Origin of the sequence: Klebsiella sp. 141203 (assembly GCF_032601985.1) — a bacterium.
In the GTDB taxonomy this organism is placed as follows: Bacteria; Pseudomonadota; Gammaproteobacteria; order Enterobacterales; family Enterobacteriaceae; genus Klebsiella; species Klebsiella aerogenes.
In genome coordinates this window covers 364,597-378,865 of record NZ_JAQIRL010000004.1, presented here as the reverse complement: position 1 = coordinate 378,865, position 14,269 = coordinate 364,597, and the positions used below count along the sequence as shown (strand labels likewise).

Here is a 14,269-nt window from a genome sequence, read left to right as displayed (position 1 = left end):
TTTATTTCTCACTATCGACCAGGCCGCGCACAAACGCGCGCTGCATGGCTAAAACGATGACGACCGGCGGGATCAGGGTCAGCAGCATCGCCGCCATTACCTGATTCCACTGGGTAGTACCTTCACCGGTGGCGATCATGCCTTTAATACCGGCGACGGCGGTGCCAAGATTCACATCCTGAATAATCAGCAACGGCCATAGATACTGGTTCCAGCCGTAGATAAAGGTGATAACGAACAGCGCGGCGAGGTTGGTTTTCGACAGCGGCAGCACGATGTCGCGAAAGAAGCGCATCGGCGAAGCGCCATCAATACGCGCCGCTTCAATCAGCTCGTCCGGCAGAGTCATAAAGAACTGGCGAAACAAGAAGGTGGCGGTAGCCGAAGCCATCAACGGCAGCGTTAACCCGGCATAACTGTCGAGCATTTTGAGGTTGGCGATCACTTCCACCGTCGGAAAAATACGCACCTCGACCGGCAGCATCAAGGTGATAAAGATCATCCAGAAGAACAGGTTACGCAGCGGAAAGCGGAACCAGACGATGGCGAACGCCGAAAGCATCGACACCACGATTTTGCCGACCGTAATGGCGAACGCCATGATGAAGCTGTTGAGCATCATCAGCCAGAACGGCGCGCTGTTGACGCCGACCCCGTTCACCCAGATGGTCTTCATGTTCTCCAGCAGATGCCCTCCGGGAATCAGCGTCATCGGCGTTTCGAACACCGATTTGTTATCCAGCGTCGCCGCCACGAAGGCGACGTACAGCGGGAATAAAATGACGGCAATGCCCAGAATCAGCATGGTGTGGCTGAAAATCGTCAGCCCGCGACGGTTCTCAATCATTGGTAACGCACCTTACTTTCAACGTAACGGAACTGCACCACCGTCAGGATAATGACGAGGAACATCAGCACCACCGACTGCGCGGCGGAAGCGGAAAGATCGAGCCCGGCGAAACCTTCGCGATAAATTTTGTAGATTAGGGTGGTGGTCGCCTGCACCGGGCCGCCGGCGGTGGCGGCATCGATCACCGGGAAGGTGTCGAAGAAGGCGTAAACCAGGTTGACCACCAGCAGGAAGAAACTCACCGGCGCAATCAGCGGCAGCGCCAGCTTAAAGAAGCGGCGAATCGGCCCGGCGCCGTCGATGGCGGCGGCCTCAACCAGCGAACGCGGGATCGACTGCAGCGCGGCGAAGAAGAACAGGAAGTTGTAGCTTATCTGCTTCCAGACCGAGGCGAAGACCACCAGGAACATCGCCTGGCCGCTGTTTTGCGCGTGGTTCCAGTCGTAACCCAATTCGCCGAGGAAATGAGTGATCAGCCCGCGTCCGGGATTGAAGAGGAAGATCCATAGCACCGCCGCGACGGCGGGGGCCACGGCATACGGCAGCAGCATCAGCGTTTGATAAAAGCGGCTGCCGCGCACCACATAGTCGACCAGCGCGGCAAAAAACAGCGAAATAAGCAGGCCGCTGACGGTTACCAGGGTGCTGAATTTTATGGTCGTCCAGAAAGAGTCCAGATAGTACGGGTCGTGGAACAGCGTGACGAAGTTATCCAGGCCGACAAACTGGCTGGAAAGGCCAAACGGATCGACGCTCTGCAGCGAGTACCACAGCGCTTCGCCCGCGGGCCAGATAAAGAAAATCAGCGTGATAATCAGCTGCGGCGCGACCAGCACATAGGGCAGCCAGCGCGAGCGGAATACCGGACGGGATGATGACATGAAGATTTTATTCCTGAACAATGCCGGGTGGCGGCTACGCCTTACCCGGCCTACATAGGGCACATCGTAGGCCCGGTAAGCACAGCGCCACCGGGCAAGTTACAGATTACGATTTGGTTGCTTGCTCGAAACGGCGCAGCAGTTGATTCCCGCGCTGAACGGCGGAATCCAGCGCCTGTTGCGGGGTTTTCTTGCCGGTCCACACGCTCTCCAGCTCTTCATCGACGATGGTGCGAATTTGCGGCATGTTGCCCAGTCGCAGGCCTTTGGTGAACGGCAACGGCGGCTTGTTCAGCATCTGGCGGGTGGCGATATCAGCGCCAGGATTCTTATCATAGAAGCCCTGCTGGCGCGTCAGATCGTAGGCCGCGGTGGTAATCGGCAGGTAGCCGGTTTTCTGGTGCCACTCGGCGGCGTTTTCCGGTTTGGTGAGGAAGTCGAGGAACTTCGCCACGCCGGTGTAGGTCTCTTTGTCCTTGCCCTGCATCACCCACAGGCTGGCCCCGCCGATAATGGCGTTCTGCGGCGCGCCTTTCACATCGGCGTCGTAAGGCATCATGCCGACGCCATAGTTGAATTTCGCATACTGACGAATATCCGCCAGCGAGCCGGATGAGGCGGTAGTGATCGCGCAGTCGCCGTTATAGAACTTCTCGGTGGATTCATCCTTACGCCCGAAATAGCTGAAATCGCCCTTCTTGTTCATCTCTTCGAGCAGGGCGATATGTTTCACCTGCTCCGGCTTGTTGAACTCAAGCACCGCGTCGGTGCCGTCAAAACCGTTATTTTTCGTGGCGACCGGCAGGCCGTGCCAGGCGCTGAAGTTTTCAATCTGGATCCAGCCCTGCCAACCGCTGGCGTAGCCGCACTTCATTCCGGCCGCTTTCAGCTTCGCGGTATAGGCCGCCAGATCCTGCCAGGTTTTCGGCGGCTGCTCAGGGTCCAGACCCGCTTTCTTGAAGGCGTCTTTGTTGTAGTACAGCACCGGCGTGGAGCTGTTAAACGGCTGGGAGAGCAGATGGCCGGTTTTTGAGTCGGTGTAATAACCGGACACCGTCGGCACGAACTGCGATTCATCGAACTTAATACCCGCATCGCTAAAGACCTGGTACACCGGCTTAATGGCTTTTGACGCCATCATGGTAGCGGTGCCGACTTCATACACCTGCAGAATCGCCGGCGCGTTGCCGGTACGGAAGGCGGCGATACCGGCGCTCAGGCTTTGCTCGTAATTGCCTTTATACACCGGAACAATTTTGTAATCAGGATTGGCCGCGTTGAAACGTTGCGCCAGAGAATCAACTTCTTTACCCAGTTCCCCTTCCATCGAGTGCCAGAAAGGGATGGTGGTTACTGCCAGTGCCTGACCGGCAACTGCCAGGCTCAGCGCCAGTCCTAAAGCTGTATGTCGTAACGATATCATCGGTTATCTCTCTTGTTGTTCCGGATGCGCGATTTCACGCGTTTTATGTTCGCGGGGTAACATGACATGTTCGAATTACAGAAAAATAACTTTTTTATTACAAAAAAAAGATAGTAACGGGTCAGAGAGATGACAAGCCGATGAAAGGACGGGGGAAGTAAAGTGGGAGCTGAGACACGGATAATATTCGTGGGATCGGCTCCCGGGGTCGGCGCAAGCGCCTCGCCCGGGCTACAACGGCTTGGGTAGCCCGGCCAAGCGAAGCGCCGCCGGGTTGCAACGAGTTAACTGTCATCCGCGCAAGCGCGCGACAATCTGTTCCAGGGTAAGTTGCCCTGCTGCCGCCTCGACGGTCATGCCGACGAAGTCCGGATTCGCCGACAATATAATTCCATTTCGCTTTAAAAAAAGCAGGGTGATAAACAGTGCCGTACGCTTATTACCATCATTAAATATATGACCGCGAGAAATCGCCAGCAGATGCATCGCAGCGAGTCGCCACACGTCTGTCACACCTTCATATTCAATTTTATTTAGCACCCTATACATTATCGCTTCGGCACGCCCCGGATCGGGCATACCGGCAACGCCAGGCGTGACGCGGAGTAGCCTGTCGTGAAACTGTATTATCTCTTCCGCTGAGATAATCTGCAGCGTCATTTATCCGCAAGCTCCCTGATCTCATCACCATGAACCGCCATGATAGCCGCGAACTCATCATCCATTCTGGCCGCCTGGTAGCGTTCAAACTCTTCTGCGCTAATGATGACTGCTGATTTATGCCCACGACGGGTAATGGTCACAGGTACACCTGTCACTGCGCTTTCCAGCACATCGGCCAGATTTTGCCGGGCTTCGCTATAGTTAACCGTTCTCATAAAAACCTCCAAAGCTGTACTCTTTTATTGTACAACATACATGTACAAAAAAAGAGCCAACAGGCTCTTTTAAATGTATTTGTGCGTTCTGCTCCCGGGGTCGGCGCAAGCGCCTCGCCCGGGCTACAAACCGGCGAAGTGAACGACGCCGGGTTACGATGAACTAACCGCCGAGATAGGCGCTGCGCACCGCCTCGTTGGCCAACAGCGCGTCGCCGGTATCCTCAAGCACCACGTGACCGTTTTCCAGTACGTAGCCGCGATCGGCGAGCTTCAGCGCCTGGTTGGCGTTTTGCTCCACCAGGAAGATAGTCATCCCCTGCTCACGCAGCTGCTCGATGGTGTCGAAAATCTGCTGAATGATAATCGGCGCCAGCCCTAATGAGGGCTCATCAAGCAGCAGCAGGCGCGGCTGGCTCATCAGAGCGCGACCGATCGCCAGCATCTGCTGCTCGCCGCCGGACATGGTGCCGGCGCGCTGAATACGGCGTTCATGCAGACGCGGGAACAGCTCATACACCCATTTGATGCGGGTATGAAACTGGTCGCGGTCGGCAAAAAAACCGCCCATCGCCAGGTTCTCTTCTACCGTCATGCGCGAAAAGACGCGCCGCCCTTCCGGCACGATCGCCACCGCTTCACGCATGATTTTCGCCGTCTGCCAGTCGGTAATATCCTTACCGTCAAAGACAATGCGCCCGCTGGAGGCCCGCGGATCGCCGCACAGCGTACCGAGCAGGGTAGTTTTCCCCGCACCGTTGGCGCCGATAAGCGTGACGATCTCACCTTGTTTGATATGCAGGCTGACGTTGTGCAGCGCCTGGATCTTGCCGTAGTGGGCGCTGACATTGTCAAAAGTTAACATCGCTTTTTCCATCTTATGCGTCACCACCATTATGCTTCACCTAAATAGGCGCGGATCACGTCCGGGTTATTACGAATCTCTTCCGGCGTCCCGTTGGCCAGCGGCGTCCCCTGGTTCACGACGTAGATGCGATCGGAAATGCCCATCACCAGCTTCATATCATGTTCGATAAGCAGGATGGTGGTGTTGTGATGGCTACGCAACTCGGCGATAAGCTCATCCAGCTCTTTGGTCTCTTTCGGGTTAAGCCCCGCCGCCGGTTCGTCGAGCATCAGGATCTCCGGCTGCGTCACCATACAGCGGGCAATCTCCAGCCGGCGCTGGTCGCCGTAAGCCAGATTGCTGGCCTGACGGTTAGCGTGCTCCAGCAGGCCGATACGCTCAAGCCAGGTGGCGGCCCGATCCAGCGCTTCGCTCTGCGCGCGACGGAAGGCCGGCGTTTTCAGCAGGCCGGAGAAGACGCCGGTTTTCAGCTGTTGATGCTGCGCCACCAGCAGATTTTCAATCACCGTCATTTCGCGGAACAGACGCACGTGCTGGAAGGTTCGCACCACCCCCATCCGCGCAATCTGCTGGCCCGGCAGCCCTTCCAGGTGCTGGTCGCGCAGCATAATAGTGCCGCCGGTAGGTTTATAGAAACCGGTCAGGCAGTTAAAAACGGTGGTTTTTCCCGCGCCGTTTGGACCAATTAAGGAAACGATTTCCTGCGGACGTAGCTCAAGGGAGACGTTATTGACCGCCAGCAGGCCGCCAAAACGCATCATCAGGCCGTTCACGGATAATATTGGCTGACTCATGCCTGCTCTCCTTTCGCCTGACCGTTTTTCAGCTTCAGCTGCGGACGCGTCATCGGCAGCAGCCCCTGCGGACGCCAGATCATCATCAGCACCATCAACCCACCGAGCATTAACATGCTGTATTCGTTGAAATCACGCATCAGCTCGCGCGATACCACCAGCAGAATAGCCGCCAGGATCACTGCAAACTGTGAGCCCATCCCACCCAGCACGACGATCGCCAGCACAAAGGCCGACTCGGCGAAGGTAAAGGATTCGGGGCTCACGAAGCCCTGGCGCGCGGCGAACAGCGTGCCGGCGAAGCCTGCAAACGCGGCGCTGATAGTAAAGGCGGTCAGCTTGATGCGCGTTGGGCTCAGGCCCAGCGAACGGCAGGCGATTTCATCTTCACGCAGCGCTTCCCACGCCCGCCCGAGCGGCATCCGCAGCAGACGGTTAATAACGAACAGGCTGAGCACCACCAGCAACAACGCCACCAGGTAGAGGAAAATCACCCGGTCGCTGGGATCGTACTTCAGGCCAAAGAAGTTGCTGAAGGTATCCCAGCCGCCTTCGCGGGCGGTACGGCTAAATTCAAGACCAAAGAAGGTCGGTTTAGGGATCTGGCTGATACCGTTCGGCCCGCCGGTGATCTCGGTATTGTTGAGCAGCAGAATGCGCACGATCTCGCCGAAGCCTAAGGTCACAATCGCCAGGTAGTCGCCGCGCAGACGCAGCACCGGGAAGCCAAGCAGGAAGCCAGCCGCCGCGGAGACCAGGCCGGCCAGCGGCAGGCAGGTCCAGAAGCCGAGACCGTAATAGTGATTAAGCAGCGCAAAGGTATAGGCGCCGATGGCGTAAAACCCGCCGTAGCCCAATACCAGCAGGCCGGAAAGCCCAACCACCACGTTCAGTCCGAGACCAAGGATGATATAAATCATCGTCAGGGTGGCGATATCCACCGTGCCGCGCGACACCATAAACGGCCAGGCCACGGCAATGACCAGCAGGGCTATCAGGAACAGCTTCTGCTTGACCGTCGACCCGTCAATCGCCGGCATAATAAATTTCGGCCCGGAGACGTTCTTAACCGCTTTCTGGAACAGCGGGCGCAGCAGCTGGAAGAAAAAGACCACCGCAGTGCCGATGAAAATCCACTGCCAACGAATATCGGCGGCGGTATCGACCACCAGTTTGGTGCCATTCAGCTCCAGCTGCACGCCCATAAAGACGCCCGCCAGAACAAAGAACATCGCGGCGGAAAGCAGCGCCATCGCAATTTGCATCGGTTTCATACTTTTTCTACCTCCGGGCGGCCCAGAATGCCGGTCGGCATCACTAACAGCACCAGAATCAGCAGCGCGAAGGAGACGACGTCCTTATATTCGGTGCTGAGATAGGCAGAAGAGAGCGCCTCGGCGATACCCAGAATCAGGCCACCGATCATCGCGCCAGGGATACTGCCGATACCGCCGAGCACGGCGGCGGTAAAGGCCTTCATCCCGGCCATAAAGCCGATGTAGGGGTTAATAACGCCGTAGAACTGCCCCAGCAGAACGCCAGCGACTGCCGCCATCGCCGCGCCAATGACGAAGGTCAACGCAATAACGCGGTCGGTATTGATGCCCAGCAGGCTCGCCATTTTCAGATCTTCCGCACAGGCGCGACAGGCGCGGCCCATTCGCGAATAGCGAATAAACAGCGTCAGCGCCAGCATGGCGATAAAGGTAACGACCCAGATGACCAGCTGCATGGTAGTGATAGTGGCGGAGAAATTATCGCTGTGGCCGACAATCCACTGGCCGTTAAAGAGACTCGGCAGCGCAACATCGCGCGAGCCTTCGGTCAGGCTGACGAAGTTCTGCAGGAATATCGACATCCCGATGGCGGAAATCAGCGCAATCAGGCGCTTGGAGCTGCGTACAGGCCGATAGGCTACACGCTCGATACTCCAACCGTAGGCGCTGGCAATAATGATAGAGCCGATAAAGCCTGCGGCGACCAGCAGCCAGCCGGTATCGATCCCCAGCATCATTAGGGCGGCGATAATCATGAACGAGACGTAGCTGCCGATCATGTAGACCTCGCCGTGGGCGAAGTTAATCATGCCGATAATGCCGTACACCATCGTATAGCCGATGGCGATCAGCGCATAGGTACTGCCCAGCGTGACGCCGTTAAACATCTGCTGCAGAAAATAGAGAAACTGCTCGGACATAAGGTAACCTTTTTCATGCCGCCCGCGCGGTGCGGGCGGTGGGATAACGCGTCTTACTTAGCGACGGTGGATGAACCATCCGCGTGCCACTGGAAGACACCAAACTCAAATCCCTTCAGATCGCCTTTTTCATCCCAATTCAGCGGCCCAATCACGGTCTTCGCGCCGTGAGCTTTCAAATCTTTAATTAAATCCAGCGGCTGCTGGCTGCCGGTTCTGTCCATCGCTTGCGCCAGCGACTGAACGGCGGCATAGGTGATCCAGACGTACGGGCCGCTCGGATCTTTTTTATCCGCTTTCAGCGCATCAACAATAGCGCTGTTGGCCGGATCCTGGTCATAGCGTTTTGGCATCGTCACCAGCATACCTTCCGCCGCCGCGCCGGCGATGTTGGACAGCGAGGCGTTACCGACGCCTTCCGGCCCCATAAACTGCGTTTTCAGGCCGACGGAGCGCGCCTGGCGCAGCATCTGCCCCATTTCCGGGTAGTAGCCGCCGTAGTAGACAAAGTCGATATTCTCTTTCTTCAGGCGCGCCAGCAGTGCGGAGAAGTCTTTCTCGCCGGCGGTGATGCCATCAAAGAAGACGATATTGGCGCCAGCTTTCTTCAGGTTGTCCTGCACGGAACGCGCCAGCCCTTCGCCGTACTGCTGCTTGTCATGAATAATCGCAATACGCTGCGGCTTCACGTGTTCGAGGATATATTTCGCGGCGGTCGGCCCCTGGGAAGAGTCAAGACCTGCGGTACGCATGATGTACTGGTAGCCACGCTGGGTCAGTTCCGGATTGGTCGCCCCAGGGGAGATCATCAGGATGCCTTCATCTTCATAGATATCCGAAGCCGGCTGGGTGGAGGAGGAACAGAGGTGGCCAATAACGTACTGAATGCCGTCATTGACGATTTTGTTAGCGACCGCGACCGCTTGTTTCGGATCGCAGGCGTCGTCATATTCGACGCCAATCAGTTTGTCGCCTTTAATGCCGCCGCTGGCGTTAATGTCTTTAATCGCCTGGCGCGCGCCGTTGAATTCCATATCGCCCCACTGGGCAACCGGGCCAGACATCGCGCCGACGACGGCGACTTTAATATCCTTTGCCATCGCCGCGTGGGAAATCGCTAATGCAACGACTCCCGCGACGATCGTTTTCGCGTTCCTTTTCATGCTTCAGAACCCCGTTCGTGATGTGATGTAAATGTTTTGTATTTTTATGGTTAAAAAGCATTCTGTGCTTTTATTAAACAACGCCATTTTTACCATGAAGTTTAATGGTTTAGCGCGGTTTTTTACCTGAATTATGATTAAAATCTCTATTTTTCAGGTGATTAAGAAAAGATAATATTCTGGTTTTAGGCGAAGATAAACAAAAAAAAGTCCAGTTCACAGCATAAAATAACGGCATATAAGGCGGAATAAAACGCTACATATCAGGTTAAAATTCTGCTTATTTTTCGATCCATGATGTATTGCGCTACCCCCGTGCAACCAGGAAAACGAATCCCCTGATGAATGAGTGCAAAACAGCGCCCCGCCAAACAAGAAATTTGAGTACACTGTCGCATCTGTTTTGACTGGAACTGCCGCGTATGAAGCTCACTATTATCCGTTTACAGCACTTCAGCGATCAGGATCGCATTGATTTAGGCAAAATCTGGCCGTCGCAGGATCCTGCGGCGCTGATGCTGGACGATAACCATCGTATTTACGTCGCCCGCTTTAACGAACGTCTGCTCGGCGCCGTACGCGTTACCCTGCGCGGCGTCGAAGGCGAGCTCAGCGAGCTGTGCGTGCGTGAAGTCACCCGCCGCCGCGGCGTGGGGCAATATTTAGTGGAAGAGACGTTAAGCGATAACCCGAATATCAATAGCTGGCGCGTTGCCGATAGCGGGGTGGAAGACCGCGGCGTGATGGCGGCATTTATGCAGGCGCTCGGTTTCAGCGCCCAGCAGAATGGTTGGGAGAAGCATTAAGCCGTAGCCCCAATAAACGCAGCGTGACCAGGGAAGAACCCGGCGGCGCTTCGCTTAGCCGGGCTACCTGGAAATTGTAGCCCCGGTAAGCGCAGCGCAACCGGGGTTAAGGGCCGCAGACAACGCATCTGCGGCGTGAAAGGCGCAGGTTAAATTATTTGGCGTCGGTCGCTGTACCGTTAGCATGCCAGGTAAACACGCCGAACTCGAATCCTTTCAGGTCGCCTTTCTCATCCCACGACAGCGGCCCCATGACGGTATCCACCTTCGCCCCTTTCAGGTATTTCGCGATTTCCGCCGGATCTTCAGACTGATTTAACCCCGCCTGCAGCGACTGCAGCGCCGCATAGGTGGTCCACACGAAGGCGCCGCTCGGATCCTGCTTCTTCGCTTTGATGGCATCCACAATCGGTTTGTTCGCCGGAACCTGATCGTAGTTCTTCGGTTTGGTGACCAGCAGGCCTTCTGCCGACTCGCCGGCGATGTTTGACAGGGAAACGTTAGCCACGCCTTCCGGGCCCATAAACTGGGTTTTCAGGCCGGCTGCGCGCGCCTGGCGCAGGATCTGTCCCATTTCCGGGTGATAACCGCCGTAGTAGACGAAGTCGATATTTTCTTTCTTCAGACGCGCCACCAGGGTAGAGAAATCTTTCTCACCGGCGGTGATACCGTCAAAGAACACCACGTTGGCGCCGCCTTTCTTCAGGTTTTCCTGGACTGAGCGCGCCAGCCCTTCGCCATATTGCTGTTTGTCATGAACAACAGCGATGCGCTGCGGCTTCACCGTGCCGAGAATATATTTCGCCGCCGTCGGGCCCTGATCGGAGTCGAGACCGGTGGTGCGCAGAATCAGCTTATAGCCGCGCGCCGTCAGCTCCGGTGCGGTTGCCGCAGGGGTAATCATCAGGATGCCTTCGTCTTCATAGATGTCAGATGCCGGCTGGGTGGATGATGAACACAGGTGACCGATAACGTATTTAATGCCGTCATTCACCACTTTGTTCGCGACCGCCACCGCTTGTTTCGGGTCGCAGGCATCGTCATATTTTACGATCTGCAATTTATTGCCTTTGATGCCGCCCTTAGCGTTGATATCGGCTACCGCCTGCTCCGCGCCGGTAAATTCCTGGTCGCCATACTGGGCAACCGGGCCGGACATCGCTCCCACGACGGCAATTTTAATGTCTTCCGCCAGCGCGGAACCGCACATAATTAAAGCAATACATCCTGCCAGTAACGCTTTACCCTTCATATTCATCCTGAGGCTCCCCATTATTATGGTTTTTGCATTTGTTGTGATGTTGTTTGTTAGCGCATTATTCTGATTTTTAGTCCATACCAAGAATAGTATGACTGTATTTGGGTCTGCCGCCTGCGCTTTTGCAGCACACTATGCCAAAACATACCCCATTTTTCAGAATTTGAAACAACAATTTGCAGGAGATGTAAAAGTTATGTGACTGAAGCTAAACGTCGCGGCAATTCGCGCCGGGAGAGAAAACGGGTGTGACGGGGATATAAAACAAAAAGCCCCCGCTGAAACAGCAGAGGCTCAATTTACTACGGCGTTAAAAGACGAAGATTAGGCTTCGATAGCGGCGCGTAGTTTTTTCATCGCGTTCTTTTCCAGCTGACGAACACGTTCAGCCGAGACGCCATAACGATCCGCCAGCTCCTGCAGCGTGGACTTGTTGTCCTCGTCCAGCCAGCGAGCGCGGATGATGTCCTGGCTACGCTCGTCCAGGCCTTGCATCGCGTCAGTCAGTTTATTAGCAGCCTGCTCTTCCCAGTTATCGTCTTCGATGCCGTCGGCAAAGTTAGACGTTTTGTCCTGCAGATAGAGCACCGGTGCCATCGGCTGGCTATCGGATTCGTCATCGGACGACATATCAAAGGTCATGTCCTGCGCTGCCATACGTGATTCCATCTCACGCACGTCTTTGCTCGACACACCCAGCTCGCGGGCAACCATTTCCACTTCGTCCTGGTTAAACCAGCCCAGACGCTGCTTGGTTTTACGCAGGTTGAAGAACAGCTTACGCTGCGCTTTGGTGGTTGCGACTTTAACGATACGCCAGTTACGCAGCACGTATTCGTGGATTTCCGCTTTAATCCAGTGCACGGCGAAGGAAACCAGTCGCACACCCACTTCCGGGTTGAAACGACGTACGGCTTTCATCAGACCGATGTTGCCTTCCTGAATCAGGTCCGCCTGCGGCAGGCCATAGCCCGAGTAGTTACGAGCAATATGAACAACAAAGCGCAGGTGAGACAGAATCAGCTTTTTCGCTGCTTCCAGATCGCCCTGGTAATGCAGCTTTTCAGCAAGCTCCCGCTCTTCATCAGCCGATAACATCGGCCAAGTGTTGGCTGCCCGGATGTACGATTCCAGGTTACCAACGGGGGCTAAAGCTAAAGTTTGCATTTCTTTGGTCATTCAAATCCTCTCAATCGATAGTGTCTGACATGATCTTGTCCCCATCAGGCAACAAACATGCCAGCATTTATGAGCAACGAGAATATCACCCACAGTAGTATCAGACAGTGATTTTATCCACAAGTTCCATGCAACGTTGTGAGTAAATTACGCACAAAATGTGACATGGAGATGAAAGATTAGGGAAGAGGCGAACAGGGACTCTTTCCCTGCAGAGAGATATTCAGTGCAGGGAAAGATTATACCAGAAAATTTTTAGTCGGGGGTAAAGTGACGTAAATGTTGCACCGTCGCCAGCCAGGCTGCGACCCAGCCAATCATCGAGCAGACGATTAGCATCAGCAGGCACTCATCGAAGCCCAAGCCGCTGAGTTCAAATTTAGTACCAAACACTTTCGCCACTTCGGTTACCGCCGAGGAGAGGCGCATCACCAGAATCTCCGACAGGATCAGCGACAAAAACGCCCCGGCGAAGCCCAGCAGCGCGCCACCGTAAAGGAACGGACGCAGGATGAAACCATCGGTAGCGCCGATCAGCTTCTGGACGTTAATCGTGTCGCGACGAGCGAAGATGCTCAGACGTACGCTGTTGCCAATCACCAGGAATACCGCGGCGATCATCAGCACGCCGATCATCGCCGACACCCGGCCGACCAGCCCGGTCAGCGACGCCAGGCGCGCAAACCAGCTATCGTCCATGCGCACTTCGTCGACACCCTGAATACGGGAGACGCGATCGCGCAGGGTGTTAAGCGAATCGGTATTCTGGAAATCGAGCTTCGGCACCACAATCGCCACCGCCGGCAGCGGGTTCTCTTCCAGCATATCCAGCGCGCCGCCAAACCCGGACCAGTTACGGAACTCGCCCAGCGCCTCATCTCGCGACAGGTAATTTACTTTCTCAACGCCCTGCTCCGCCTGCAGCTGGCCAACCACCCGCGCCGCCGCATCGTCATCCAGCGTTTTTTCCAGATAGACGGTGATCTGCGGCGACGGATAATACTGCGACGCCGCGCTGTTAACGTTTTTGTAGACCATATAGCAGACGCTCGGCAGCGTCAGCGAAATGGCGATCACCATGATGGTGAGGAAGGTCGCCAGCGGCGTGCTTTTTAAATCCTGTAACGCGCCGTGCCAGGCGTAGCGCACCTGCTCGTTAAAGACGTTACTCTTCCGCGATGCCGGGTTCGGCGCCGCTTTTGGCCTTTTTGGCGCATTACGCCCGCCGTTGCCGCCGCCGGTGGCGTTACGGAGACGATCGAACTTGCTGCCGAACTGGCGAATCTGGTTCACTGCGTCGCGCTTATTCACCCCGATGGCCTCCATGCATATGACCGTCGCTCAGCGTCAGGACGCGGTACGGACGGCTGGAAATAAGCCCCAGGTCGTGCGTCGCCATCAGTACCGTTACACCTACGCGGTTAAACTCTTCAAACAGACGTAAAATCCCTTCCGAGAGCGCCTCATCGAGGTTACCGGTCGGTTCATCCGCCAGCAGCACCGCCGGCTTGTTGACCACCGCGCGGGCAATGCCCACGCGCTGTTGCTCACCGCCGGAGAGTTGGATGGGGAAATTTTTCGCTTTGTCCAGCAGCCCGACTTTATCCAGCGCTGCGGATACGCGGCGACGAATATCATCGCCGCTGGCGCCGGCGATAATCAGCGGAATCGCCACATTATCGAACACGGTGCGATCCATCAGCAGGTGGTGGTCCTGGAAAATCATGCCGATTTGGCGGCGCAGGAACGGCACCTCGCGGCTCTTCAGGCGGCTGATATCATGGCCGCTGAACAGAATTTTCCCGGCGCTCGGCCGTTCGATACCACAGATAAGCTTCAGCAGGGTACTTTTCCCCGCGCCGGAATGGCCGGTCAGGAACGCCATCTCGCCCTGCTGCAGGTGGAATGTCACCCCCTGCAGCGCTTGTCTCCCACCGAGATAGGCTTTGCTGACTTGTTCAAAGCGAATCAT

15 protein-coding genes are annotated in these 14,269 nt (G+C 55.9%); 1 reads left to right on the top strand and 14 read right to left on the bottom strand.

Annotated features, from left to right (window positions below):
* Window position 1: 1 nt before the first annotated feature.
* The 10 genes from ugpE to livK all read right to left on the bottom strand — a co-directional run bounded on the left by ugpE (window position 2) and on the right by livK (window position 9,054).
* Entirely contained in the window at window positions 2–847 is an 846-nt protein-coding gene (ugpE, locus tag PGR29_RS18265; RefSeq protein WP_015369329.1) for a sn-glycerol-3-phosphate ABC transporter permease UgpE, read from the bottom strand.
* Window positions 844–1,731 (bottom strand): sn-glycerol-3-phosphate ABC transporter permease UgpA, encoded by an 888-nt coding sequence (gene ugpA / locus PGR29_RS18260; RefSeq protein WP_015369328.1) that lies wholly within the window; start codon window positions 1,729–1,731, stop codon window positions 844–846. Before ugpA ends, ugpE begins: the two co-directional genes overlap by 4 nt.
* Before the next feature lie 106 nt (window positions 1,732–1,837).
* Complete coding sequence (ugpB, locus tag PGR29_RS18255) at window positions 1,838–3,154, bottom strand: sn-glycerol-3-phosphate ABC transporter substrate-binding protein UgpB (protein WP_316425069.1); 1,317 nt, start codon at window positions 3,152–3,154, stop codon at window positions 1,838–1,840.
* Window positions 3,155–3,445: 291 nt separating this feature from the next.
* Complete coding sequence (locus tag PGR29_RS18250) at window positions 3,446–3,814, bottom strand: type II toxin-antitoxin system death-on-curing family toxin (protein WP_064180470.1); 369 nt, start codon at window positions 3,812–3,814, stop codon at window positions 3,446–3,448.
* A complete protein-coding gene (locus PGR29_RS18245; protein WP_004174006.1) occupies window positions 3,811–4,032 on the bottom strand; it encodes a type II toxin-antitoxin system Phd/YefM family antitoxin in 222 nt (73 codons plus the stop codon). The genes PGR29_RS18250 and PGR29_RS18245 overlap by 4 nt, the downstream gene beginning before the upstream one ends.
* Before the next feature lie 163 nt (window positions 4,033–4,195).
* Window positions 4,196–4,909 (bottom strand): high-affinity branched-chain amino acid ABC transporter ATP-binding protein LivF, encoded by a 714-nt coding sequence (gene livF, locus PGR29_RS18240; RefSeq protein ID WP_086538103.1) that lies wholly within the window; start codon window positions 4,907–4,909, stop codon window positions 4,196–4,198.
* A gap of 17 nt (window positions 4,910–4,926) precedes the next feature.
* Window positions 4,927–5,694, bottom strand: a complete 768-nt coding sequence (gene livG / locus PGR29_RS18235; RefSeq protein WP_015369325.1) for a high-affinity branched-chain amino acid ABC transporter ATP-binding protein LivG — start codon at window positions 5,692–5,694, stop codon at window positions 4,927–4,929.
* Window positions 5,691–6,968, bottom strand: coding sequence for a branched chain amino acid ABC transporter permease LivM (gene livM / locus PGR29_RS18230; RefSeq protein WP_015369324.1), 1,278 nt, complete (start codon window positions 6,966–6,968; stop codon window positions 5,691–5,693). The genes livG and livM overlap by 4 nt, the downstream gene beginning before the upstream one ends.
* The gene (gene livH / locus PGR29_RS18225; RefSeq protein WP_316425068.1) at window positions 6,965–7,891 is read right to left on the bottom strand and encodes a high-affinity branched-chain amino acid ABC transporter permease LivH; all 927 of its coding nucleotides are present in this window, start codon (window positions 7,889–7,891) and stop codon (window positions 6,965–6,967) included. Before livH ends, livM begins: the two co-directional genes overlap by 4 nt.
* A gap of 53 nt (window positions 7,892–7,944) precedes the next feature.
* Complete coding sequence (livK, locus tag PGR29_RS18220; RefSeq protein WP_087859044.1) at window positions 7,945–9,054, bottom strand: high-affinity branched-chain amino acid ABC transporter substrate-binding protein LivK; 1,110 nt, start codon at window positions 9,052–9,054, stop codon at window positions 7,945–7,947.
* Between the two features lie 422 nt (window positions 9,055–9,476).
* On the opposite strand from livK, the gene panM reads away from it, so the two are divergent.
* Complete coding sequence (gene panM, locus PGR29_RS18215; protein ID WP_316425067.1) at window positions 9,477–9,860, top strand: aspartate 1-decarboxylase autocleavage activator PanM; 384 nt, start codon at window positions 9,477–9,479, stop codon at window positions 9,858–9,860.
* 154 nt (window positions 9,861–10,014) lie between these two features.
* Here panM and livJ read toward each other — a convergent pair whose 3' ends face one another.
* The 4 genes from livJ to ftsE form a co-directional block, all read right to left on the bottom strand.
* Window positions 10,015–11,118, bottom strand: a complete 1,104-nt coding sequence (gene livJ / locus PGR29_RS18210) for a branched chain amino acid ABC transporter substrate-binding protein LivJ (RefSeq protein WP_316425066.1) — start codon at window positions 11,116–11,118, stop codon at window positions 10,015–10,017.
* A gap of 324 nt (window positions 11,119–11,442) precedes the next feature.
* On the bottom strand, window positions 11,443–12,297 hold the full coding sequence (gene rpoH, locus PGR29_RS18205; protein ID WP_002920815.1) for an RNA polymerase sigma factor RpoH: 855 nt from the start codon (window positions 12,295–12,297) through the stop codon (window positions 11,443–11,445).
* A gap of 255 nt (window positions 12,298–12,552) precedes the next feature.
* Window positions 12,553–13,608: a permease-like cell division protein FtsX gene (gene ftsX / locus PGR29_RS18200; RefSeq protein ID WP_015369318.1), complete on the bottom strand. Its 1,056-nt coding sequence runs from the start codon at window positions 13,606–13,608 to the stop codon at window positions 12,553–12,555.
* A complete protein-coding gene (gene ftsE / locus PGR29_RS18195) occupies window positions 13,601–14,269 on the bottom strand; it encodes a cell division ATP-binding protein FtsE (protein WP_015369317.1) in 669 nt (222 codons plus the stop codon). The genes ftsX and ftsE overlap by 8 nt, the downstream gene beginning before the upstream one ends.

What these genes read in the sequence shown, in the direction of transcription:
- ugpE (WP_015369329.1), bottom strand. Translation starts at nt 847, where the DNA reads ATGATTGAGAACCGTCGCGGGCTGACGATTTTCAGCCACACCATGCTG.
- ugpA (WP_015369328.1), bottom strand. Translation starts at nt 1,731, where the DNA reads ATGTCATCATCCCGTCCGGTATTCCGCTCGCGCTGGCTGCCCTATGTG.
- ugpB (WP_316425069.1), bottom strand. Translation starts at nt 3,154, where the DNA reads ATGATATCGTTACGACATACAGCTTTAGGACTGGCGCTGAGCCTGGCA.
- PGR29_RS18250 (WP_064180470.1), bottom strand. Translation starts at nt 3,814, where the DNA reads ATGACGCTGCAGATTATCTCAGCGGAAGAGATAATACAGTTTCACGAC.
- PGR29_RS18245 (WP_004174006.1), bottom strand. Translation starts at nt 4,032, where the DNA reads ATGAGAACGGTTAACTATAGCGAAGCCCGGCAAAATCTGGCCGATGTG.
- livF (WP_086538103.1), bottom strand. Translation starts at nt 4,909, where the DNA reads ATGGAAAAAGCGATGTTAACTTTTGACAATGTCAGCGCCCACTACGGC.
- livG (WP_015369325.1), bottom strand. Translation starts at nt 5,694, where the DNA reads ATGAGTCAGCCAATATTATCCGTGAACGGCCTGATGATGCGTTTTGGC.
- livM (WP_015369324.1), bottom strand. Translation starts at nt 6,968, where the DNA reads ATGAAACCGATGCAAATTGCGATGGCGCTGCTTTCCGCCGCGATGTTC.
- livH (WP_316425068.1), bottom strand. Translation starts at nt 7,891, where the DNA reads ATGTCCGAGCAGTTTCTCTATTTTCTGCAGCAGATGTTTAACGGCGTC.
- livK (WP_087859044.1), bottom strand. Translation starts at nt 9,054, where the DNA reads ATGAAAAGGAACGCGAAAACGATCGTCGCGGGAGTCGTTGCATTAGCG.
- panM (WP_316425067.1), top strand. Translation starts at nt 9,477, where the DNA reads ATGAAGCTCACTATTATCCGTTTACAGCACTTCAGCGATCAGGATCGC.
- livJ (WP_316425066.1), bottom strand. Translation starts at nt 11,118, where the DNA reads ATGAATATGAAGGGTAAAGCGTTACTGGCAGGATGTATTGCTTTAATT.
- rpoH (WP_002920815.1), bottom strand. Translation starts at nt 12,297, where the DNA reads ATGACCAAAGAAATGCAAACTTTAGCTTTAGCCCCCGTTGGTAACCTG.
- ftsE (WP_015369317.1), bottom strand. Translation starts at nt 14,269, where the DNA reads ATGATTCGCTTTGAACAAGTCAGCAAAGCCTATCTCGGTGGGAGACAA.